General features: G+C 40.6%; 16 protein-coding genes and 1 rRNA gene. 10 read left to right on the top strand and 7 right to left on the bottom strand.

Features of this window, described 5'->3' with window-relative positions; genetic code table 11:
- The first annotated feature begins 53 nt into the window (after positions 1–53).
- The 4 genes from rrf (at position 54) to creD (ending at position 4,426) form a co-directional block, all read left to right on the top strand.
- Positions 54–168: ribosomal RNA gene (rrf, locus tag ACJJVX_RS21130) — 5S ribosomal RNA — on the top strand.
- 461 nt (positions 169–629) lie between these two features.
- Positions 630–1,310: a response regulator gene (locus tag ACJJVX_RS21125; RefSeq protein ID WP_054205792.1), complete on the top strand. Its 681-nt coding sequence runs from the start codon at positions 630–632 to the stop codon at positions 1,308–1,310.
- The gene (creC, locus tag ACJJVX_RS21120) at positions 1,297–2,778 is read left to right on the top strand and encodes a two-component system sensor histidine kinase CreC (RefSeq protein WP_054205793.1); all 1,482 of its coding nucleotides are present in this window, start codon (positions 1,297–1,299) and stop codon (positions 2,776–2,778) included. Before ACJJVX_RS21125 ends, creC begins: the two co-directional genes overlap by 14 nt.
- Positions 2,779–3,118: 340 nt before the next feature.
- Positions 3,119–4,426, top strand: a complete 1,308-nt coding sequence (creD, locus tag ACJJVX_RS21115; protein WP_170174609.1) for a cell envelope integrity protein CreD — start codon at positions 3,119–3,121, stop codon at positions 4,424–4,426.
- A 74-nt stretch (positions 4,427–4,500) separates the two neighbouring features.
- On the opposite strand, the gene ACJJVX_RS21110 is transcribed toward creD, so the two are convergent.
- A complete protein-coding gene (locus tag ACJJVX_RS21110; protein ID WP_054454253.1) occupies positions 4,501–5,772 on the bottom strand; it encodes a LysM peptidoglycan-binding domain-containing protein in 1,272 nt (423 codons plus the stop codon).
- Between the two features lie 383 nt (positions 5,773–6,155).
- A complete protein-coding gene (locus tag ACJJVX_RS21105) occupies positions 6,156–7,025 on the bottom strand; it encodes a LytTR family DNA-binding domain-containing protein (protein ID WP_054205796.1) in 870 nt (289 codons plus the stop codon).
- Positions 7,026–7,222: 197 nt separating this feature from the next.
- On the opposite strand from ACJJVX_RS21105, the gene ACJJVX_RS21100 reads away from it, so the two are divergent.
- Positions 7,223–8,500: an acyltransferase family protein gene (locus ACJJVX_RS21100; RefSeq protein ID WP_405633414.1), complete on the top strand. Its 1,278-nt coding sequence runs from the start codon at positions 7,223–7,225 to the stop codon at positions 8,498–8,500.
- Positions 8,501–8,640: 140 nt separating this feature from the next.
- The gene (locus ACJJVX_RS21095) at positions 8,641–10,461 is read left to right on the top strand and encodes a choice-of-anchor I family protein (RefSeq protein ID WP_405633412.1); all 1,821 of its coding nucleotides are present in this window, start codon (positions 8,641–8,643) and stop codon (positions 10,459–10,461) included.
- A gap of 467 nt (positions 10,462–10,928) precedes the next feature.
- Here the strand turns inward: ACJJVX_RS21095 and ACJJVX_RS21090 are convergent, their stop codons facing one another.
- The 5 genes from ACJJVX_RS21090 to ACJJVX_RS21070 form a co-directional block, all read right to left on the bottom strand.
- Positions 10,929–12,506, bottom strand: coding sequence for a PepSY domain-containing protein (locus ACJJVX_RS21090; RefSeq protein WP_054454260.1), 1,578 nt, complete (start codon positions 12,504–12,506; stop codon positions 10,929–10,931).
- Positions 12,503–12,772: a hypothetical protein gene (locus tag ACJJVX_RS21085; RefSeq protein WP_054205799.1), complete on the bottom strand. Its 270-nt coding sequence runs from the start codon at positions 12,770–12,772 to the stop codon at positions 12,503–12,505. The genes ACJJVX_RS21090 and ACJJVX_RS21085 overlap by 4 nt, the downstream gene beginning before the upstream one ends.
- 773 nt (positions 12,773–13,545) lie before the next feature.
- On the bottom strand, positions 13,546–15,906 hold the full coding sequence (locus tag ACJJVX_RS21080) for a TonB-dependent receptor (RefSeq protein ID WP_405633409.1): 2,361 nt from the start codon (positions 15,904–15,906) through the stop codon (positions 13,546–13,548).
- Positions 15,907–16,172: 266 nt separating this feature from the next.
- Positions 16,173–17,492 carry a sensor histidine kinase gene (locus ACJJVX_RS21075; RefSeq protein WP_405633407.1) on the bottom strand — a complete coding sequence of 440 codons (1,320 nt, stop codon included), beginning with the start codon at positions 17,490–17,492 and terminating at the stop codon, positions 16,173–16,175.
- A 2-nt stretch (positions 17,493–17,494) separates the two neighbouring features.
- Complete coding sequence (locus tag ACJJVX_RS21070) at positions 17,495–18,901, bottom strand: sigma-54-dependent transcriptional regulator (protein ID WP_405633405.1); 1,407 nt, start codon at positions 18,899–18,901, stop codon at positions 17,495–17,497.
- 225 nt (positions 18,902–19,126) lie between these two features.
- Here ACJJVX_RS21070 and ACJJVX_RS21065 point away from each other — a divergent pair, with 225 nt between their 5' ends.
- The 4 genes from ACJJVX_RS21065 to ACJJVX_RS21050 all read left to right on the top strand — a co-directional run bounded on the left by ACJJVX_RS21065 (position 19,127) and on the right by ACJJVX_RS21050 (position 24,454).
- Positions 19,127–20,380, top strand: coding sequence for an efflux RND transporter periplasmic adaptor subunit (locus ACJJVX_RS21065; RefSeq protein WP_405633403.1), 1,254 nt, complete (start codon positions 19,127–19,129; stop codon positions 20,378–20,380).
- Between the two features lie 11 nt (positions 20,381–20,391).
- Positions 20,392–21,096 carry an ABC transporter ATP-binding protein gene (locus ACJJVX_RS21060; RefSeq protein ID WP_054454271.1) on the top strand — a complete coding sequence of 235 codons (705 nt, stop codon included), beginning with the start codon at positions 20,392–20,394 and terminating at the stop codon, positions 21,094–21,096.
- Position 21,097: 1 nt separating this feature from the next.
- The gene (locus ACJJVX_RS21055; protein WP_054454273.1) at positions 21,098–23,494 is read left to right on the top strand and encodes an ABC transporter permease; all 2,397 of its coding nucleotides are present in this window, start codon (positions 21,098–21,100) and stop codon (positions 23,492–23,494) included.
- Positions 23,495–23,587: 93 nt separating this feature from the next.
- The gene (locus ACJJVX_RS21050) at positions 23,588–24,454 is read left to right on the top strand and encodes an ABC transporter permease (protein ID WP_405633401.1); all 867 of its coding nucleotides are present in this window, start codon (positions 23,588–23,590) and stop codon (positions 24,452–24,454) included.
- The last annotated feature ends 93 nt before the right edge of the window (positions 24,455–24,547 follow it).

The following is a 24,547-nucleotide window of genomic DNA, read 5'->3' as shown; positions in this document are numbered from 1 at the left end:
AGCATTTTCAAATTTTAGTTAGTGCGTAGAGATACGAACTGACACCCAATTTGCTTGGTGACAATAGCGTTTTGGACCCACCTGATCCCATGCCGAACTCAGTAGTGAAACGAAACAGCGCCGATGATAGTGTAGCATTTGTTATGTGAAAGTAGGTCATCGCCAGGCTCCAAATAAAGAAAGCCCGACTCATAGAGTCGGGCTTTTTTACGTCTGCAGGAAAGTGAAAAAGCGAGCAAGGTGCAAGGTGGCCAGTGTCGCTCGGGCGTTCATCTGAAAGCAATACACCCCCATATATCGGTTGTCGCGATAAATCACGACCTACTATTTTGCAATCAGCGTGCGGGTATTTTATTGTAGGTCAGGCTTTAGCCTGAAGGCATATACAGTATTCCCCAGAGCCCCATATACTCTCTTCGCAACGCATTTTCATGTCACGATAAATCACGATCTACAATAGGTTGACAGCAAGGGACTATATTTTTTCAGGATAGCTTGGTCTCTTGAACAGTAAATACAAACTCCATAAGTGAACAGCAACTTGTGCAAATTATTATCTTTATTGACTGGGCTATAACTAACTGTAACTATTATGCCTGCTAATGAGGTTGTTAAGGGAAGTGGTCGATATGTCTTGTATACAGGTTGTAATTATTGAGGATGAGAAAGCGATTGCTGATACGTTAATTCATACACTCGAAATGGATGGATTTAAAGTCGCCTGGTTTTCAACTGCTGGCGCGGGGCTTGAACATTTAAAAGCAATTAGTACTGATTTACTCATTTTGGATATTGGTTTACCCGATGCTAACGGTTTTGAGTTATGTAAGCAGATCCGAGAGTTTTCATCATTACCTATTATTTTTTTAACAGCCCGCAATGATGAAATAGATCGTGTAGTTGGTTTAGAGATAGGTGGTGATGACTACGTTACTAAGCCGTTTAGCCCTAGAGAAATGCTAGCTCGCGTGAAACTTCGTTTAAAACCACATCGTGTTTCGGCGCCACTGTTAGATTCCTTTCAAAGTAAACCTGTGCTTTATAGTGAAAACTACGATTATTATTATGCAAAGCAATCGCTTGGTCTAACTGCTTTGGAGTTTAAGGTACTCGATAAACTAGTCTCACAACCACGGCAGGTATTTTCTCGCGAGCAATTATTATCATCAGCTGAACTATGCCAAGAGAGTATGTATGCTCGTAATATTGATAGTCATATTAAAGCGATTAGAAACAAGTTACGCACAGCAGGTACAGATGAATTGATTCATACAAAGCGTGGCTTTGGGTACTTTTATGAGCCCGTTTAAACAGATTACTCAAGGGTTATCTCGATTTAAGCGCTGGCCTAAAATCCCTCTGGGGTTTAGATTATTTTTACTCTATTTTGTACTCGTTATATTAACCACTTACTTGGTTAGCTCTACTGTAATGCGCGAAATAAAACCAACGGTGCGTCAAGTAAGTGAAGAAACTCTCGTTGATATGGCTAATTTACTCGCTGTCATGGCCCGAGAAGATCTTGTTCAGGGTACATTGGTAGAAGGTAAGTTCGCTAAACAGATTAATTCATACGGTATGCGAGAGCCTAATGCGGCCATTTGGGGGATTAGCAAGCCTGCAATTAATCACCGTATTTATATTACTAATGCTGATGGAGTTGTTGTCCTTGATTCTTGGCAGCAAGATATAGGTAAAGATTTTTCGCGCTGGAATGATGTGTATCTGACATTACGAGGAGAATATGGTGCACGCTCTACAGCCTTGGATTCAAGTGATCCCCTTTCTACTGTGATGCATGTAGCTGCGCCGATTATCCATAATGAAAAAATCATTGGCGCTGTCACGGTAGCTAAAGCAAACCGATCGGTGCAACCATTTATTAATATGTCTAAGTACCGTGTATTAAGTTGGCTAGCGGTGATGAGTATATTGGCATTAATAGTAGGGGCTTTGATCGCTTGGCGGATCAATAGCGCTTTGTATAAGCTAGCTAATTATGCCGACAAAATAGGCCGGGGTGAAAAGGCCAATAAACCGACTTTTAGAGTATTTTATGAATATGGGTTACTCAGTGATGCACTTGAGAAAATGCGCCGTCAACTAGATGGTAAAAGCTATGTAGAAAACTATGTGCAAACTCTAACACATGAATTGAAAAGTCCATTATCAGCGATTAAAGGCGCGAGTGAGATCCTACAAACCCCGCTAAGTAATGATAAACAGCAGTTATTTGCTAGTAATATTGAATCAGAAACAGCACGAATGCAAAAGTTGATAGATAAGTTATTAGCATTAACGAAACTAGAGCAACTTCCTGAACTTGAAAAGCGAGAAGTTATTTTTATAGCCCCATTACTTGAGGCAATAAAGGGTTCTTTTATAGCTAAAGCCACTAATAAAAATGCCCTAATAACAATTCAATGTGACTCTAGTATGCAGTTAATGGGAGACCGCTTTTTAATACAGCAGGCTTTTTATAACATTGTTGATAATGCGTTCGACTTTTTATTCGAAAGCGGTCAAATCAATATCTTCGTAGAATTACGTCAGCGCATGGTGAGTATTAAAATTAGTAATACGGGCTCTTGTATTCCTGATTATGCGCTGTTGCGCATTACAGAGCGCTTTTACTCACTGCCTCGTGCTAACGGTAATAAAAGCACAGGCTTAGGTTTAAATTTTGTAGAGCAAGTCATTAAATTACATAAAGGGGAACTCACTATAAGTAATATTGAACAAGGGGTGTTGGTTGAGATCACAGTACCAACTCCATAAAAGCTCCACTTAAGACCCACCATAACTCCACATAGCTTCGTTACCATGTATACCCAAGCCACCTCAAGATGCAGAATTCAGCGTTTCACAGGGGCTTAATATCAAGGCGTTACTTTGAAACAATGGCAATCCCTTTTAAGAAGGAACAACGATGAGAGTAAGTCCCTGTGAAGCGCCCTGCGGGTTGGTTTTAAAGCGATTTATACTACGTTATTGATTTTAACAATAGAACCACTATTACTTGCAATCAATGCCTTGCCTAAATCGCTTTAAATTCCAACTGAAACTCGCATCTTGAGGTGGCTTGGGTATATTTAAATAATACATGGAGCGAATATAGATGAAACAAAAAATAGAAACAAAATTGGTGATAATCATAGGTTTAATTGTCCTGCTACTTATCCCAATTTTTATGATCCAAAATTTAATAGATGAGCGAGCTGATCTGCAAGATCAAGTTCAAGCAGATATTGCAAAAAGCAGTAGTGCTGAGCAACAAATTATTGGTCCTTTTATTCATGCTGAATATATTGAAACCAGCACTCGAGATGGTAAAACGATAGATCATGTCGTAAGTGTTTTGCTATTGCCTGAATCACTGAATATAGACAGCACATTATCAACATTCGAAAAATACCGAGGCATTTATAAAGCTCTTCTATATCGTTCAAAAAATAGGTTTGATGGTGTGTTTGATACAACGTCATTAAAACCATTAGCAGGCAAAAAAATAAAGCGGCTTAATCTTGTTATGGCCATTGCTGATATCCGAGGGATTGGGCAAGGCTCTCAAATAAGTATGAATGATCACACCTACAAATTGTTACCGGGTACGCAAATCGCACAATTACCAGAAGGGGTTCGTATTGAACTTGATTATGCAAGCATCATGGAAGCGCCTATTTTACCGTACCAAATTGACTTAAATTTGCAAGGTATGCGCAAACTTGCTTTAGCGCCTGTTGGCAAAGAAACCTCATTAACGATGCAAGCTGATTGGCCTCATCCAAGTTTTGTCGGCGACTACCTCCCAATTGAATCGAATATTTCACAGCAAAGCTTCTCAGCAAGTTGGCAAACAAATTATTTTGCCACGAATCTGCAGGAGTTATTTAACCATTGTTTATTTCAAAATGAATGTGCGCAATTTAAGCAGCGCAGCATGGGGGTTAATTTAGTTGATGGCGTAAATCATTATCTTAAAAGTTATCGCGCAAGTAATTATGCTTTACTCGTGATCTTACTGGTGTTTGCTAGTTTCTTTTTACTTGAGGTATTGCGTGGTGAGCCAATACACCCTGTACAATATGGTTTTGTCGGACTTGCTCTAGCTGTTTTTTATTTACTGTTGATTTCTTTAAGTGAGCATTTAGGGTTTAATCTGGCGTATCTTTTATCAGCTCTTTCATCCGCATTTTTACTCAGTATCTATGTTGCGGGCATGCTTAAAAATAGTAAACATGGTGGGTTTTTCTTCCTCGGTGTTGTGTTTTTATATGGTTTATTATTTGGCTTATTAAGTGCGGAAGATTATGCATTATTGATGGGCAGTGTATTGGTGTTTGCAGTACTCAGTTTGATTATGATGCTCACTCGAACCGTAAACTGGTATAGCACAAAGCCGCAAGCTGATAACGAGGTTACTTAAGTAACCTTCGCTCAAATAATAAAAGGGCTGATAATTTTATCGGCCCTTTTATGATTATTCAGAGTTCAGGTTTATTAACTATTAGACAAAAATACAGTTAGCTTTTCGCCTATTTTTAAATGGTCGCTTGAGAGATTATTCCATTGTTTTAGTTTATTTATACTGACTTTGTAATGCTTCGCGATTTTCCATAAGCTTTCTCCCGATTTTACTTTATGCTCAATTTCTTGATCGGCAAGTATAGGGAGGATCAATTTACTCCCCGCGCGAATGCGGTTACTCGTTAGGTTATTAAATGCTTTTAATTGATTCACACTGATCGCATAGCGTTTAGCTATCACACTGAGACTGTCACCAGATTGAATTGTATAATGCTGCCATTGACTGAAATCGTTACTTTTTTGACTTGCGAGCATGCTTTTAAATGCGGCTTGTTTATCTATAGGGACAACGATGTGCGGTGCATCAATAATAGCAGGAAAGCGGATCACGCCATTATTTAATGATTCTAGTTGTTGCCATTTATCTTTGTTATCTAAAATAACCGATCCCGATACAGGCACCACAGCAATAGCATTTTTATTTGGAATTACTGGAAATGCCATTTTCTGGCTTTTTAATAATTGCGCCGCAGCAAGTAATTTAGGTACGTACTGACTTGTTTGTTTTGGTAACTTTAAACTAAAAAAATCGGTCGGTTTACCCTGTTTTTTATTGTTACGAATTGCCCTCAATACACGTCCTTCGCCTAGATTATAGGCCGCAACAGTATGATACCAATCACCGTCAAAACGTAGATATAAATACTCCATAAAATCGAGCGCTGCGCGGGTACTATCTATAACATCCTGACGCCCATCGTACCAAGGAGATATGTGCACTTTAAAGTGCTTGGCAATTGCGGGAGTCAGTTGCCATAACCCTGAAGCATGTTTATGTGAATAGGCACTTGCATCAAAGTCACTTTCAATCAGCGGCATTAATGCCAATTCAATGGGTAACCCGCGTTTTTCGACTTCGTTTACAATATAGTAAAGGTAAGGTTCGGCTCGGCGGCTAATTTCATCCATATAGTTTGGGTGAGATAAATACCACGCTATGCGTTGCTGTACATCTGGGTGGCTTGAATTAGCAAAGCTTAACTGTACGCGAATACGTTGCCAAACATCATCTAGCGTTTGAGGGGCTAAAGGCGCTACCTGCTCAATCGCTTCACTTTGCTGACTAATAACGGAGCTTGGCTGTGCTGTAATAACTGTTTGAGGGGTTGGCTTTTCAGATGTGGTTTCACAGCCAGATAAAACAAAAATGAGCGGAAAAATGCCGATATATCGATTAGAAAACACGTATGAAATCACTCCTAAAATGTCGATGAGGTCAGCCTAGCTAAAAACGAACGCTAGCTGGAGAGTACTAACAACACTAGGGCGTGTTGACCTTTGTGGATTGAAGTTTGTTCAATCTAGGGGCGATTTAATCGCGGCGCGAGGTTTGTAACCTAGTGGGCTAAGTAAAAACCGAGCAATAATGAGTTAATCACCCCTAGGAAGAACCCTTTGGGCAGCGCATGTTTGGCATTTATACTGCGTTATCGCCTATTTATGGGGAACACCACACACCATAGGCGCTGCCTTGCCTAAGTACCAAACAGTCTGCTGAAAAATCAATCACGAAAGGTCAACACGCCCTAATATTACTATGTTAATTAGCATCTTAACCAAAGTTGGGGTTAATTAATATTTAAGTGAGTTTTAAATTGATCTTTATAACGTCGGGATAAATTAAGTACCTTACCCGTGGTTAGTTTTATTTCACTATCGCCGCTAGATAATGGTGTGATCGATTCAACTGCATCTAAGCGAATTGCATGAGAGCGATGAATACGGCAAAACCCTTGAGATTCTAAATTACTGCTAAGCTGAGTTAATGTAGCGCGAAGTGGGTAAATACGTTCTGCGCAGTGCAGGTTTACATAATTCCCAGATGATTCTAACCAGTCTATGTTGTTCACTTTAACGATAAACTCTTTACCGAGCTTTTTTACTAAAAAACGATCGAATTGGGTGGGGATAAGCTCTTCTTCATTATTTGCCAAAGTGGTCGCTTCCCCTATGATTTGAGCGAAAACATAACTAAATACTTTAATAACGACGATAAAAAACAAAAACGCCCACAGATCTTTGCGGTATTCATATAACAGCTCAAACCAATTCAGGCCAAAGTCATAAGCGCGCGCTTGTAGCCAATAGATAAGCTTGCGCAATCCAATCATCACCCCAACGTGCAGCACACAATAAAGTACAGATGCTGCAAAATATAAAGCGATTGAGCGGTTCACTGCTTGCCAATTAAAAGGATGGTGTTTTAGCAAGTATAAAAGAGCTGGTATGAGTAATAAGGTACTAACAGCGCTCGTGTATTCCCACACAAAAGGCTCCCACAACAGAAATGGTAATGCGCCATCGCGCTGCGCTTCCATAATTTGAGAGGTGGCGTTAATACTGTTGTTAATAAACACATACAATGCTAGAAAAATAGCGGCATACCATTTTTGGTAGTGTTGAAAGTGGTGTAGTTGAGCGCTATTTAATGTATGCATACTTTACAGAGTTATCGCAAAAATTATTCCAATAAGCTTGAGCATAGCAAGCAGGTAATAATAGGCAATACTTTTCATCGGCTACCGTCCCTGTGAGCCACCGCTTATCCCTACGTATTGTTTTATCAGCCTTTTATACTGGGAATTAAGATTATCTTCACTACATTAATACACATATTAAGGTATGGATGTAAGTCATGGTCAAACAACTAAAAAATGGGCTCGGGAGTGTTTTTTCACCTTGGCGAAATGTGTTTAATCACTCTTGTGAAAGTTTACCGCGGCGCTATGAGCTCGATTGGCTAAGAGTGTTGGCATTTGGTTTACTTATTTTTTATCACACAGGTATGCTGTACAGCCAAAGCTGGGGTTTTCATTTCAAAAGCCAATATCTAAGCAGCGGTGTTGAAAATGCCATGCTATTACTATCGCCCTGGCGAATGGGACTGATTTGGTTTATCTCTGGCGTTGCACTGCGCTTCATTGCGGCGCGTTTGTCTTTTTGGGATTTTTTAGTTAGTCGCAGTATACTCATATTATTGCCCTTGCTTGTTGGGATCTGGTTTGTAGTTCCGGTACAGCTGTATGCGCAAATGTCACAAGAAAGTGGTTTAACGCTGAATTATTGGCAGTTTTATCAGGCATTTTTTGATTTATCACACCCGATTTTTAAAAATTATAGTGCCGGTATTTGGCCCCATGTTGATGTAAATCACCTTTGGTATTTACGCTCATTATGGCAATTTACCTTGTTGCTTGTGCTGATTTTACCTTTACTACATCTTTCTAAAGTTCAGGCTTTAATTGCGTACTTGTGTGAGCAGTCACTGCTTATTATTTTCATTGTATTACTGTTGCCGCTTTGCGCGCTAAAATTGAGCTGGCCGAGTGATACGTTTCGTTATCCCATGGGCGCGTTGTTTTTACTTTATGGTTATTTGCTTGCGTGGCAGCCAGTATTTTATAACCAATTACTGCGCTGTTGGCGGGTGTTGCTAGGGCTATTTATTGTCGGTTATCTATTAGTTGTTGCGGGCTATCATATTATTTGGCAAAACCCTGCATCTAGCCAATGGCAAATCACTAGCATGGACATGCTTTATACCACCCAGCGTTTACTTGGTGTAGTACTGATGTTAGCCCTCGCACAGCGTTTTTTGAATCGCAACCATCCGATACTTAGCAAGCTTAATGGCGCCGTTTTCCCATTTTATATTTTACATCAAAGCGTGATCATCGCCTTGGCGTTTTGGTTTACGCCAATGCAATTGGGAGTAATCATTGAGCCTCTTGCTATCATCAGCCTTACTTTTATGATTTGTTGGTTTTTCTATGAAGTGATTAGCGGATTCGATGTTCTTTGCCCGTTGTTTGGTATAAAGCCTAGCGGGCAATACAGCAGAAAACTTCGCTTTTATGCGCGGTTGATTGGATTTGGGATTATTAGCCCGTTGATGTTGGTATTACTTATTTAGAAAGTGATTTAGGGCTGAGTTAAGAGTTGCCCTGTATTATTAGTTGTCATAAAAAAACCATAAAACCGTAGCCCATTAGTCATACACATGTGATGCACTATGCCCCAATTAATTATTCAAAAAATTAAAAGGGTTTTTTCATGCTAAAACGTTCATTGCTCGCAATTTCATTACTTTGTGCTTTAACAGGGTGCTCGCTTGATGGCGACGATGGTTTAACTGGTCCGCAGGGAGGGCAAGGAGCTGCCGGTGTTGATGGTCAAAATGGAGTTGATGGGGGCGATGGCGCTAATGGTGAAAATGGTCAAGACGCGAATCGACTTTTAGATATTAACTTAGTTGGTCGCGCGGTACTAAATGCACAAAGCCCTGAAGGGGCAGCTGAAATTGTTGCTTACCAGGCTTCAAAAAAGTGGATTTATGCAATTAACAGCTCCGGTGATGTTGCCGTTGTAAATATTTTGCCAGCACAAAGCTTTGATAGCGCCGCCATGGTAAAAAATAATGAAGGCATTGTTACGGCAACTAATTTAACAAGCGCGATCACCATTACTTTAAATGATCACACCACCGGTGATGCAAACAGTATTGCAATTGATGAGAATAACCAGATCCTTGCTGTGGCAATGGCATCTAAAACGGTTGGTGAAGCAGGTTACATTGCCTTTTATAACATCGCAGGCGATGCCCCTGTTTTTATTAAAAATGTAATGGTTGGTGCATTGCCAGATATGGTGACATTCACCCATGACGGTAGCAAGGTAGTGGTTGCAAATGAAGGTGAGCCAGCAGGCGATTACAGTGTAGATCCACTTGGCAGTATTAGCATTATCAGTGTTAATAACGGGGCGATTGCAGATGCAGCTACAATGCTTGATTTTACAGCCTATAACGACAAACAAACAGAGCTAGAGGCACAAGGTTTTGTATTTGCCAATCCCACAGGGCGAACGATTAATGGCAACGTTATTAATACAACGGTGGCAATGGATTTAGAGCCTGAGTATGTCAGTATCTCCAAAGATAACCGCTACGCGTACGTGTCTATTCAAGAAAATAACGGCTTGGCTGTGGTTGATTTAACAGACAACAGCCTAAAGTTGATGGGGCTTGGTTTTAAAGATTGGTCTAACTTGACCATGGATGCGTCAGATAAAGACGGCAAAGTTAATTTTCAGAAGTACCCAGGTTTATTTGGTATGTATCAGCCAGATACTATTTCCAGCTTTAGCTACAAAGGGGCAAACTTCATTGTCAGTGCAAACGAAGGTGATGGCCGAGAGTACTTTTTTGATGCAGCCAATGCCGCAGACTGTACAGCAAAAGGCGGTCTTGATTTTGACGATAAAGACGGCTGCTTGGCGTACATTGATGAGTCACGCGCAAAAGATTTAACGCTCGCGGCGAACTTCTCTTATCTGAATAACGACAATGAGGATATTGGCCGTTTAAAAGTAACCACAGTGAAGGGCGATGCAGATAACGATGGGCAATATGAGCAGCTTTATACTTACGGTGCACGCTCATTCACTATTTGGGATAGCAATGGCTTAGTGGTATTTGATTCTGGGGATCAAATTGAGCGCATTACCGCATCTATCCATGGCAGCGCGTTTAATAACGATGAAGATACCAATGAAGGCGATACCCGCTCAGATGCCAAAGGGCCGGAGCCTGAAGCATTAGCGCTTGGTAAAGTTGGCGAGCGTTTATTTGCGTTTGTTGGATTAGAGCGTATGGGTGGCATTATGGTATACGACATCACCAACCCATTTGACGTTAAATACACTGATTATTTTTATAACCGTGGCACGACAGAAGGGGCAGATATCACTGGCGATTTAGCGCCAGAGGGCATGGCATTTGTACCCGCTGAGCAAAGTGCGACAGGCAAAGCATTGCTGATTGTAGGTAATGAAATATCAGGTTCAATAGCAGTATGGGAAATTGCACTTAAGTAATTATTTAACTTAAAAATGGCGCACATACACAGTGCGTCCTTTTATTTTCTAGCGCGTAAAGGTGTTTACTGTAGGGTTATACTTTAGGTTGTCGCCATAAATGACGACCTACAATGTAGGGCTGCTTTAGCGCGAAAAGGTGTTTGCTGTAGGGTTATACTTTGGATTGTCGCCATAAATGACGACCTACAATGTAGGGCTGCTTTAGCGCGAAAAGGTGTTTGCTGTAGGGTTATACTTTGGATTGTCGCCATAAATGACGACCTACAATGTAGGGCGTGCTTTAGCGCGTAAAGGTGTTTGCTGTAGGGTTATACTTTAGGTTGTCGCCATAAATGACGACCTACAATGTAGGACGTGCTTTAGCGCGTAAAGGTGAATTTGGCTGTTTATGCTGTGTCGCCATAAATGACGACCTACAATGTAATGGCGTACTAAACAGTGCGCCATTTTATTATGTGGTTGAGTTATTCCAAAATTGGTTTTGGCGTATCGTCAAATGCACTATTTTTCACCAAACCTCGGCGTTTGTATTGCGCTAAAGTAAAACAAAACCCCGCTACAACTAACAACATCGCATTGACTAAAACCACATCTAATAATTGGTAACTGTGCGTGGTGTGTCCAAAAATAGTATTTATAAGGTCGTAAATAGGGCAAATTGTAAATAGTAATGCTGCAACAAATAACTGTTGTACCATCGCTAAACGAACGCGCTGGCGCTGCATACTATTAAATATTGCATGTAATAAACTGACTCCAATAGCACAAAAGAACAAGGTAGGCAGTAGTTCGGTTCGATCCCAGCTAATAGGAGTAAGCCGTGCGCCAATAAAGCTGCAGGCTACGGCGATTAATGTTCCTGTTGAAAGAGCTAAGGTCATGGCTTTTACAAAAGCTAATCCTCGTTTACTTTGTTGGCGGTTATTTTCTCGCTTTTCTAACCAAATAAGGTTGCCGGATAAAATTAAATAACAACAACTAAACCCTAAAATAAAGTACACAAACTTAAGCGTGATCCCACCAAACTCGCCAAAATGTAGATTACTTAGTACAGTGTAAGTGGCTGCTGTAGGCGCTTGCTTTGAATTATACTCATCAATAAACGAGGCATCTTTAAGCTTATAAGTAAGGTATGTTGTGGGCACTAAACTGTTTTGCTCATGTAGCCTAACTTCTACCTCGCCATTTTCGTCTCCTGCACCATAAATGTTTATTATTTTAATAGCTTGGTTTGGGTACTGTGTTTGGGTTTTTTTGAGGATGACATCAACTTGGCTATTGTTTACAGCATTGCCAGAATATTCCACTTGAGGGAATTGAAAAAAGCCTGCCGTTTGTATTAAAGCAGGTATATCACCTTTAAAAACAGCAAAACCAAAACCTGCTTGTAGCACAATACTTAAATTAAACATAACCCCAGTCAGTGCAAAAACAAAGGTAAATGGCAGTGATGAAACACCAATTAAAGTATGCCCATCAAGGTAAGTATCTTTATTACGATTTGTACGGTATTGATAAAAATGACTGATCATTTTTTTCAATACCATACATAAACCAGACATCACCATCACAAAAAAGAGCAAGGTAATTACACCCACTATTTCAGTGCCATAAGGGAGTAATAAGCTGATATGTAAATTATAGAGCATGTCACTCAAATAAAAGGTATCAAGATCAAATGGTAGCTGCTGCCCTGTAACAGCATCAAAATTTAGCTGGTGGTCAACATGATGACCATCCGCAGTTTCAGTTTCGAACGCGGTGTAATAATAAGGTTGCTCTGCTGATGGTAGTGCAATTAATAAATTATGATGGGCAGGAATAGCAAAATTTTGAGCTGCGATATTATCTAGAATTGTTGATACAGGCACCACTTCACCCGAAGCGGCCGCAGGAGCATGATACTGGCTATCCCACTGTGTAATATTATGGCGGAAAAACGAAATTGAGCCGCACACAAATACAATCATTAATACGCCAGAGATAATTAACCCAAGCCACGCATGAGCATGTGTAAGGTTTTTTAAGGTCTCTTTATTCATACTGTTGGCCCCGTAGCAGTTAAAAATACGCCAATGAAGATAATAATGGTTGGAATGGCCGCCTTAGCAGCTCTTAACCATGCTTGTTTATTTGTATTTGCACCATAGCACCAAGTCATCACGCCAGCCCATGCTGATAAAGCGAATACCAATCCAAGCGCTAAAATAAGCCCGACTAATTGAGGGAATATTAAGCTAATGATGCTTGGCACCAGTATCATTACAATTAAGCCACTTAACATTCCGGCAAATGTTTTATGCCACATGAGTTGCTCCTAATAAGTGAAATACCGCCGCGAGGCAGCAAAAAAAACCAACGCTTGGCCAAGCCCATTTAGGTCTGTGCGAGAGTAAAAAAACAGGAGCAGGAATAAAAAACATAAATAAAATGAATACGTAAAGAAGCGCAATAAAAATGCCTGTATTAGCAATAAGCATCAGCGATACAGTTAAAATTAATAAACCGGTCGTAAACAACAAGGTTAACCATTTTGGCGGTACACGCTGATTGGGGTTTATAAATTTTTGCCTAGGGCTTGCCCCATATAACAAAATGCCACACAGCCAATAAGCTGGTAGCAAAAAAAAGTAGCTCATTTCTATTCCTTTAAATATTATTTTTATATTGTTTAAACGACAAAAAGACGCCAGCTGAACTGACATCTTTTTAAACCAACTATCTGGCGCTTTGCAGAGACTTACTCTCTGCAAAGCGCCTAGGTTCTGACCCTGTGAAGCGCTGAATCATGCATTTATACCCAAGCGACCTCAAGATGTGAGTTTCAGTTGGAATTTAAAGCGATTTAGGCAAGGCATTGATTGCAAGTAATAGTGGTTCTATTGTTAAAATCAATAACGTAGTATAAATCGCTTTAAAACCAACCCGCAGGGCGCTTCACAGGGACTCACTCTCATCGTTGTTACTTCTTAAAAGGGATTGCCATTATTGCAAAGTAACGCCTTGATATTAAGCCCCTGTGAAACGCTGAATTCTGCATCTTGAGGTGGCTTGGGTATACAAGGCTTAGGTAATTCTTACTTACAAATCAAATACACCACGAATATTAAGTGCAAACTCTCTTGGTTTTCCTAAATCAGGATTTCTGACTCCGTTTGAAGTGAAATATTCTTCATCCAGCAGGTTTTTGCCAATGAGGTAAACGCCTACAGATTCCCACTCATAGCCGATTTGTAAGTTCACTAAAGTACGTGCATCATTGTGTAGATCATAATAAGGGTCACCCGGCTTATCGCCATTACGTTCAGGGTTGATAGCAGTAGGTGCATTGCTTGCATAATTAAGGTTTAGGTTGGTAAAAAAGCCATTATCAGCTTGATAGGTTAAACCTAAATTATGGGTTCTTTGTGGAGCCATAAAGCGACGCCCAGATAAATCGGTTTCTTTAAAGCCATCAGCAACCGGGATGCTTATTTTAAAATTAGTAAACTCAGTGCCAGAGTAGCCAATGGCCGCATATGCCGTCAGGTTGTTGCTTACTAAATAATTCAGCTCTAGCTCAAAGCCTTGGACTTTTGAGCTTCCGGCATTTTTTGTTTCTCTATCATAGGTATTTGTAGATAGCTGCACATCAACTTGTTGATCTTTCCAATCAATGTAGAACAGATTAGCATTTACCGTTAACTTATTAGCAAGCCAAGTTGAGCGGTATGAAAGTTCATAATTGTCTGTATATTCAGCATCATATTCAAAAATTTGACTAGTTGCTTGGTTTACACCTACGCCACCAGAACGGTAGCCTTTTTGGTAAGTGAAACTCGCTGTCGCATTATCATTAATGTGATAGCTGGCACCAATTTTAGGTAATAGAGTGTTAAATGATGCGTCTACCATTGGCGCTGTTTTTGATGCTTGTGCAGCAAAGGCCAACAGCTTATTGTTTATACCCGTAATAAGGGGGGTAATACCTTCAAGAGGAGTGCCTGAGTAATTGGCTGGGTTAGGCATTTTGTCTTGATTTAAAATAGTGTACTTAGCGTCATTAGCGTTGCTTTGTTTTTCTTTATCGAAGCGGATACCGGCAAGTAAATCCCATTGATTATTTAAATGCCATACACCATCGGCAAACAGTGCATAACTGGTTACTTCGCTGCTTAGCTGCGTATAAATTTCTGTTGTTGCAGGGTTAAATGCATCGTATTGGCTGTAAACTAAGTCAGCAATATTTTTTGGCAATTTAAACTGCGCTTGCAAGCCATCGCTAGATAAACCAAACCTGGATAACTGATAATGATTTAAGCCAGTGCTAGTACTCTCGCTGTCAGCGTTAAAATAGTAACCACCTAACACACCGCTAAAGCTATCATAATCAAACGTTAAGCGAAGTTCCTGACTTAACGTATCAATATTAGAGTCATTACTGCGAGTGCTGCCAGTATCGACTGTTGGCTCTATACCCCTTTTAGCCACATAATCAGAGTCCCAGACAAAGGAAGTGTCTACAGTTGAATAGGTAGTATAAGACGCAATCGATAAGTGATCATCAATATCGTATTGCAACGTTAAAGAGGCAAGATCAGAGCTGGTTTTTCGTCTACGGGGATCATTAAAAACGGTTACGCGATTTTCAAAAGGGTTTTGACCTTCAGCAATTGCCAGTGTAGTTGTACCGTACGATCGCTCAGCATTCATTAGACTTAATTGGGCAGAGAACCCTTCTAAATTTGTGGGTTCATATAAAAACTTAAGGCGGTATGTGTGTTCATCAGAGGCACTGGCATCTGAATTATCAAATGTATTTTTTACGGTGCCGTCATCGCTGGTTTCTTCTGCACTAAAGCGAAATGCAAGTTGCTCATCAACAATACCACCTCCAATAGCAACACCTACATCCTGGTGGCCATGGGATCCTACGGTAAGTTTATACTTGCCTTGCCAGTCATAGGTTGGGTTTTGTGTATTTAAAATTACAGCACCCGCTAATGCATTTCTGCCTTGTAGTGTTGATTGCGGACCGCGTAAAACTTCAATTTGTTGCGCGTCCCAAGTTGAAAAAGCACCGGCTCTAACTAAGTCAGCAGGTAGGGGCGCACCATCAACATAAATACTGGCTAAAAAGCTATTACCACCGCCTGAAACATTAAAGCCATCAATACCGCGAATGCTAAAGCTGCGATTATTGTCACTATGCGTATTTGCAATATTAATCATTACATCATCAAAGCTGTTTATCTGTTGTTGCTCAAGTTGTTCAGGCGTTAAGACCGCTACACTGGTTGTTGTTTCTTGTAAAGAGCGGGCTATTTTTTGTCCTGTTACCATAATAGTTTCGATTTTTTTATCGCTATCAGGTGTCACTTGTTCGGCATGAGTAGTATGAGAGAGTATTACTGCTGGCAATAGAGCCATGTTTAATGCAACAGAAACTAACGAGCGTTTCATAGAGTCCTTCTTTTTTACAACATTTCATCTTGTGTTCACAATGGTAACATGTGGTTTTGCAAATCACTATCATTTGCATTGCCTTTTGTTCGGGTTTTGTAAAGAAGGAATAACCATATTGGGCAAGAATCACACTATAAAATTAGTACACGTATAGTGATGAGCTGTGGCAAGATGAGAGAAATGTGGTAGTAAGTTGTGTTTTAGCGAAAAGTATAAATTCTAATTACCGTCATAAATGAATTACCGCCATAAATGACGGCCTATCATCCAAACACACACCTAAAGCATGCGCCTTGTGGCTTTTGCACATAAACTAAATCACCGCCGTGGTTGAGCATAATCTGCCTTGATAGGCTTAGGCCAATACCAGAACCTTGTTGCTTGGTGGTAAAGAAGGGCACAAAAATCATATCTATAACGTGTTCAGCAATACCTGGGCCGTTATCGCTGATTTCAATGTAAAGCTGTTGGGCGCTATTTTGCGCGAGGGTGAGTTGAATTATGGGTGTTTTGTTTGAGTGCTGCGCGTTTTGTTGATGATCCATAGCAAGTACTTCAAGTGCATTTTTTACTAAGTTAACCAGCACTTGCTCTATTTGGCTATTATCGAGCATCACCAGTTGCTGGCTACGAATCGCAAGCTCAAAAGTTGTGCCTTGGCTGAGTGCTTGCTGTTGGTGCAGCGCGACTATTTGTTCAAGTATATTAGCTAAATTGTATGGTGCTAAATTAGGTTTGGGTAAGCTACTAACTTGACGAAAACGTGCTATAAATTCGCCTAAATGCCCAGTACGTGACGCTAACGTGCTTAGTGCAAGCTGTAAGTCTTGCTTATCTTCAATATCATCAAAACACAGTTCTTGCGGTAATAAGGTTGTACACGTATGAGCTAGAGATGAAAGTGGCGTGATAGAATTTGCTATTTCGTGCGTTAGTACTTTAGTTAAGCGCTTATAGGCTTGCTGTTCTTTTAACTGCAATTGATCATGAATCGATTGTATGCTGACAACACGGCGAACTTTACCCTGAATTTCGGCGATACTTAGTTGAATTGACAATGTATCGTGTTGTTCACCTGTTTGCCAGTGTAGGGTGCTACGTACGTTTTGGTCGGCTTGTAAAAGTAGCTCACCCACCGCGCCTAATTCAGTTAAGTGCTTAAAGCTTTTGCCTAAAAGCTTACTTACAGCAGGGTTTGACTCAATAACTTGGCCGCTGTCATCAGAGACTAATACAGCCAAGTCGACATGAATTAATAATGCTTGTAAAAACTGTGCTTGTTGCTCGGCATTAAAGCGTGCGGTTTGCATTTGCTCTTTGACTTGATCGAACTGCTTACGCATTGGATGATACTGGCTAAGGCCTAAGGTACTATCGCCATTAGCGAGTGCGCGAATAACCATTTCGGCTTGTTTTTGCTGGCGAGTAAATAGTGTAAATAGATGGCCGATCAGCGCAATACTTATTAAGCCAACTGATAGCAACGTTGCCGAAAAGCCTTTATTAATAAACAGGTAGCATAATAATGCACTGCAGCTGGTTAATGCGGCTAGGTTAAAGCCGAGTAAAAAATAAGGGCGCATATTTATAAGCCATACTTTTCAAGGCGGCGATACATCGCACCGCGGGTTAAACCAAGCGCTTTAGCTGCGTGGCTCACATTACCTTGATAGTGAGTAAGGGCTGCGCGCACTGTGCGTTGTTCGAGTATATCTAAATCAAAAGTATCGTACGCATTATTATTTTCAATTGGGTTATTAGTGCTGTTGACGTTACTTGTAATATTGCCAACCACTGAACTCACATCAAGATTTTCGCCTTCGCTTAATATTACCGCACGCTCTATGGCGTGGGCGAGCTCACGTACATTACCCGGCCATGAGTAATGGCAAAGCGATGCCATATCATGCGTGGTTATGGTTAAGTTGCGTTTATATTTTTGTGCAAAATGATTGAGGTAGTAATCAGCAAGTAATGGAATGTCATCACTGCGCTCACGTAAGGCAGGTAATCTAATTTCAACGGTATTAATACGATACAGTAAGTCGTGACGAAAACGACCTTCAGCGACCGCTTGCTCAAGGTTGTCGTTAGTGGCGCAAATGAGGCGAATATCAATATCAATTGTTTTACTGCCGCCGATCGGAGTTACTTGGCGGTTTTGCAATGCGGCGAGTAACTTAGCTTGATGTTCAAGAGGTAAGTTACCTAACTCATCTAAAAATAAACTGCCGCCTTGGGCAAGTTCAAATTTACCAATTCGATCAGCTTTAGCGTCAGTAAACGCGCCTTTTTTATGGCCGAATAACTCACTTTCAAACAGGTTTTGCGCCACTGCGCCCATATCTAAGCTCAAAAAGGTGTGTTCGCTACGCATACTTGCTTGATGAATTGCGTGAGCGGTGAGTTCTTTACCTGTGCCACTTTCGCCGGTGATCAATATATTTGCGTCGGTTTTTGCGGCTTTTTCAATGGTATTAAATACCAGCTGCATTGCTGTGCTTTGTCCTAAAAATTCAAACGAAGGCGTATTTAGTGCTTGGTTTAGGCCGTGCTTTTGACGAGTGAGCTTACCGACTTGTTGTTTGTCTTTAGCGTGTGAGAACGCAGCGGCGACTGCACCGAGTAGTTGCTCGTTTTGCCATGGTTTAGCAATAAAATCAGAGGCACCCGCTTTAATGGCATCAACAGCAAGTTGAATATCACTGTAGGCGGTCATCAGTAACACCACGATGTTGGCGTCTTGTTCGATGATTTTTTTTAGCCAATAAAAGCCTTCCTTGCCGCTAATGGAATCTTGGCTAAAGTTCATATCTAATAAAATAACGTCAATGGGCTGATCGCTATTGCGCTGTTCGTTAATAATGCCAGCAATATCAAATGGGTTATCAGTAGTTTTAACGCGTTGATAGTGTTGCTTTAATAATAAACGCGCCGCAATGAGAATATCGGGGTTATCGTCAACAATTAAAATCGAACCTGAATGTTTCATAATTATTATTTTTTATAAGGTTTTATTTAGCCTAAAACAAAAACGGTACAGTGTCCATAAATGGACGCTTAATAAGTTACTAAGTGTTCTATAAACGGACACTATAATTAGTTTATAGACTCGATGTAAATTTAAGTGGTTGATTGTATTGGTTAATTAAAGTTGGCATACGCTTTGTAATAGCAATAGGTAATTAGTTATTAAACCTGTATCAAGGTAGCCGACATGGACAAAAAAATAGAACGCTCATTTACGCAAAAATATTTAAAAAAATTTACTTTTGCAGCACTTACTTTAGGTGTTGCAGCGGCTGCATACGGTTTTACGCAAAGCAGTGATACAGGCCGTAGCCAAAATATCGAGCGCAGCAGTTTAACGGTTAGCACGGTTAAACAAGGTGCCTTTAAAGATGCCTTAAGCTTACGCGGTCAAGTCTTACCAAAAACCAGTATTTACCTTGATACTATCGCTGGCGGTCAAGTTGAAGAGCGTTTGATAGAGCAAGGAGAGTTTGTAGAAAAAGGCCAGCCACTGGTGCGCTTAAGCAATACTAACTTACAGCTGGATGTTATGAGCCGTGAGGCACAAGTAACAGAGCAGCTTAACTTTTTACGTAATACACAAATGACGATGGAAACCAGCCGCTTAAATTTACGCCGTGACCTATTAGAAATCGAATTAAAAATCACTCATTTAACACGCCGCTTAAAACAAACTAAGCCCTTGGTTAAAAGCGGGGTGTTGGCGCAAGACCAACTAGCTGAGCTTGAAGAAGATTTAAATTATTACCAAGCCCGTAAAGAGCTCACCCTAGAGCGCCAAAAACAAGAAAACTCAATACGAGAGGTGCAAGTGGCTCAGCTTTCAGATAGCGCTAAAATGCTAGAGAAAAACCTCCAGTTTGCCCGTCGAAACCTCGACAACTTATTGGTGAAAGCGCCCGTGTCAGGCTATTTAAGCGAGCTTGATGTAGAAATTGGTGAGTCAAAAAGTAGCGGTGCACGACTCGGTCAAATTGATATTCCTAACGAATATAAATTAGTGGTGCGTCTTGATGAGTTTTATTTAAATCAAGTTCAGCGCGATATGACAGTGATGATTGAGCTTGATGATGGCGAGATTACCGCCAAAGTGAGCAAAATTGATAGCCGCGTACAGCAGTCACAATTTCAAATCGAGGTTGATTTACCCAGTGCGACAAAAAGTATTAAACGTGGGCAGAGCATTGATATTGAGTTAATGCTAGGGGGTGACAATAACAATGCCTTACTGCTTAAACGCGGGGCTTTTTTTACTAACTCGGGCGGTAACTGGGTTTATGTAATCGAACAAGGCGGTGATAAAGCAGTGCGCCGTGATATCCGCCTAGGCAAAAAGAATCAACACTATTTTGAAGTGCTTGAAGGGCTCAATGCTGGGGATCAAGTGATTACCTCAAGCTACAGCAACTTTGACAAAGCACAGCAATTACAATTTTAAGGATAATAACAATGATCAAACTAACTAATTTAAGCCGCGTATTTCGTACTCAAGATGTTGAAACAACAGCGCTAAGCAATATCAACTTAACTGTAAACGAAGGCGATTTTTTAGCGATAATGGGGCCATCTGGCTGTGGTAAGTCAACGCTGCTTTCTATTTTGGGTATGCTTGATTCACCGACCTCAGGCAACTTTGATTTTGCGGGAACTGACATTGCAGGCTATAGCGAAAAGCAACTAGCAGAGCTGCGTAAAGAATCAATTGGCTTTGTATTTCAAAGCTTTAACCTGATTGATGAGCTAACAGTTTATGAAAACGTAGAGTTGCCATTGCAGTATCAAAAAATATCAAAAAGTGAGCGTAAGCAACGCGTAGAAACCATTTTAAAGCGCGTGGGTATTGATCACCGCGGCGAGCATCTACCACAGCAACTGTCGGGTGGTCAGCAGCAGCGGGTAGCCGTTGCGCGTGCATTAGTGATTAATCCCAAGCTAATTTTAGCCGATGAGCCAACCGGTAACCTCGATTCTAAAAACGGTGATGAAGTGATGGCGATGCTACGCGAATTAAACCGCGAGGGCACCACGGTTATTATGGTGACTCACTCAGAAAAAGAGGGTGCCTATGCTGATCGCTTAGTGCGCCTATTGGATGGCCAAGTGATGCTTGATAAAGCAAATATTGCGCAGCAAGCCGTTGTTGAGGTTGCTTAATATGTTTATTAATTATTTAGTCACTGCTTTAAGATCATTTAAGCAACAAAAACAGCATTTTATCCTAAACCTTTTAGGGCTAAGTATCGGCTTAGCTGCGGCAATTTTAGTGGCACTGTTTGCACAAAACGAGTTGTCATACGATAGTCAGCAACCTCACGCTGAACGTGTTTACCGTGTAGGCCAAGATTACTCAAAGTTAGGGTTATCAGTTATTCCTATTTTTAATTATTCTCAAGCGGCAAAAGCCACTGAATATAGCCAAGTAGAAGAAGTGTTTGGTTTGACGATGGTATCGCTGACTCGAGAAGCTATGGTTGACGTGCAGTACCGGGATCAGGGTTTTAAACTTAATGACTTGTATGGGGCAACGCCAAATATTGAGAACTTTATCAATATAAACACATTGGCAGGGGATTTAAAAAATGCAATGAGTACACCTGAGAGCTTGGCTCTAAGTGAATCTGAAGCACTGCGAATTTTCGGTACAATAAATGTTATTGGTAACACGCTACAGCACGAACAAGGGCAATATACTGTACGGGCGGTGTTTGCAGATTTACCAAGCAATACTCACTTTGCATTTAAAAACCTCGTATATGTAAAACATGATCCAAATAACCTGATGGTTAATAGCAGTTATGTTTATATGCGCTTGGCGCCGCAAGCAGATCCAAAAGCACTCGCTGATACACTGTCTAAACAGTACTTCAATGGGCAAATGGCGGGTCAAGTTGCCATTGAGTTACACCCATTACTAGACTTACATTTAACAGCAAAATCGCCATTTGAAATGAAAGCAGGCGGCGCAAAGCAAGTTGTAACGATTTGTGCAGGGTTGAGCGTGTTACTTATTTTGATTGCTGGCTTTAACTTTATCAATATGACGGTGGCACAGTCTGCAAAGCGCGCCAAAGAAGTAGGGGTGCGCAAAGCACTTGGCGCAAGTAAGCTGCAGTTAGTAACACAGTTTTTAGCTGAGTCTACTTTGGTTGCTCTATTGTCGATGATTATTGCCTGTGTGTTAGTGGAGCTGTTATTGCCAAGTTTTAACCAGCTGGTCGATCGTGAACTGATAGTGAGTTATTTTTCAGCCTTTGGTTTGGGCATTATGGCTGTTGTTATTGCTGTAGGCATACTTGCAGGTTTGTACCCGGCATTGTTTATCTCATCATTTAGCGCAAAACGAGTGTTAAGTGGCGATTTACAACGCGGTAATACGGCCATTTGGGTACGTAAATGTTTATTGACCTTGCAAGCTTCATTAGCAATCGGTTTGATCATTGCATCGGTTACGTTGTTAAAACAATTATCTCACTTACAAAGTCTTCCTTTAGGCTATCAAACGCAGCAACGCTTAGTGGTTTCAGAGTTGCCGGTGCAATCGGTATTTACGCAGCAGCCTAGCGCACTAATTAATCGCTTGACGGCTATAGATGGTGTAGAGCAAGCAACGATTATTGATACTCGTTTAACCGTTTCAATTAATAATACATTACAGCCTACTTGGCCCAATGGTGAATTTTCAGGTGGAATAACCCCTGTGATAGGTTCTGGTTTTGATGTTGTAAAAGGGCTAGGCCTTACGCTTATTGCTGGTAGAGACTTTAGCCGTGAGTTTTCCTCAGACTGGGCGACGCGAGCAAACGGGGTTACAACAGTAGGTACAATTATTACAGAAACCGTTGCCAAGCAGGCTGGTTATAGCAATGTGGCTGATATTGTTGGACAAAAAATTAAAGACACAGGGCGTAATGTGGATATGCAAGTTGTTGGTGTTGTAAAAGATGTAAAGGTTGGTAATGCACAAGATGCGAATTCTAACATTATGTTTTTATGTGGTTATAACTATTTAACACCAGTATCTGAAGTAATTTTAACCGTGAACGTGCAAAACCTCCCTGCTATAAAACAAGCAGTGATCACAGCTTTAGCTGAAGTGTCTAATATTTATGAGCCAAAAATAAACCTACTAGCTGAAAACTATAAAGCGGTATTAAAAGGTGATGAGCGTGTTTCTCTTGTCGTACTTATATTTACTGGCCTTGCAGTGTTCTTAACTTGCTTAGGTACTTTTGGTTTAGCTTCATTTGCCACGATTCGTCGCCAAAAAGAAGTCGCTGTACGCAAAGTGCTTGGCGCATCACGCATCAGTATTATGAATCTACTGGCAAAAGAGTTTTTAATTTTAGTGCTTGGCAGTGTAGCAATCGCATACCCGCTAACTTATTGGCTGGTGGGTGACTGGCTCGCAAACTTTAATGAGCGGGTTGATCAAGCGTTATGGGTGTATGGCGTGGCTGCATTGGTTGTGGCAGTAATAACTTGGCTTACGGTAGCAACTATTGCTTTCAAAGCCGCGAGCGCACGGCCATCGCTTACTTTACGCTATGAATAATAAAAAAGTGATGTTTTAGACAAAAATGTTAACGCTGCCAAAGTATCGAGTTAAATTTTGGCAGCGCAAAGCTAGTTGAAAAGGATGACCACTTTGGAACAATTAATTATTTCAATAAGAACAAAAGCGACTCGATTATTTTGGCTCCATTTTATTAGTTATAGCGCTGGGTTAGCAGCTGTTATCTTGTTGGCTCTATTTGTAAAACATGAGCTTTCTTATGATAGTAACCAACCGGATAAACAGCGGGTATATAGGGCACATGTAGATTATAAAAGCTTTGGCTTTGACACGCTTATGCCGATGCGCGATTTAGCTGTGGCACTAGCACTTAAAAATGATAGCGACATTGAAGAAATATTTAGTTTAATACCTGCCGAGTTTATGGGATATGTTGATCACCATTTTAATTTAGACGCACATAATGGCGAAACCAATGTTAAGTTAAAAGATGTCTATTTTGCGTCAAATAATTTAGATCGATTTATTAACCTAGACATTATTTTTGGCAATTTAGATCTGGTTTTGAACACGCCTAATCAACTTGCTATCAGTGAATCAGAAGCGATCAGACTATTTGCTAACGCCAATGTAATTGGAAGACGGTTAACGACAAAAAATCAAGCCTATATAATTGGCGCGGTATTTAAGGACTTACCAACGCATACTCATTTTCAGTTCAGTGTGCTAACAGCTTTCCCTAACACAATTGAAAAGCAACCCCATGGTTACGTTTATATAAAAACAGCTGTAAATACAGATATTGCTGAACTTGAAACTAAGTTATTTAAAGAATATTTAAAAACAAAGTCAGAAGAGCACAAAACGGTACAATATAAATTGATTAATATCACTGATATTTATTTAAAAGGTCGCTCAACTTATGAAATGAAAGCGCCTGGGTCGATCCTCGCAGTTACCATTGCGTGCGGGCTGATTTTCATTCTTTTTTGCAAATAACCTGTAATTTTATCAACTTTAATTTAGTCAGTGTTGGTAGAGCTGCAAAACAAATTGCGATTAAAAGGCAATAGGGGCAAGCCGAGGTCAACT

This window comes from Pseudoalteromonas sp. Ld20 (assembly GCF_045064175.1).
Taxonomy (GTDB): domain Bacteria; phylum Pseudomonadota; class Gammaproteobacteria; order Enterobacterales; family Alteromonadaceae; genus Pseudoalteromonas; species Pseudoalteromonas neustonica.
The sequence above is the reverse complement of the archived record's forward strand: the minus strand, read 5'-3'. Positions and strand labels throughout refer to the sequence as shown.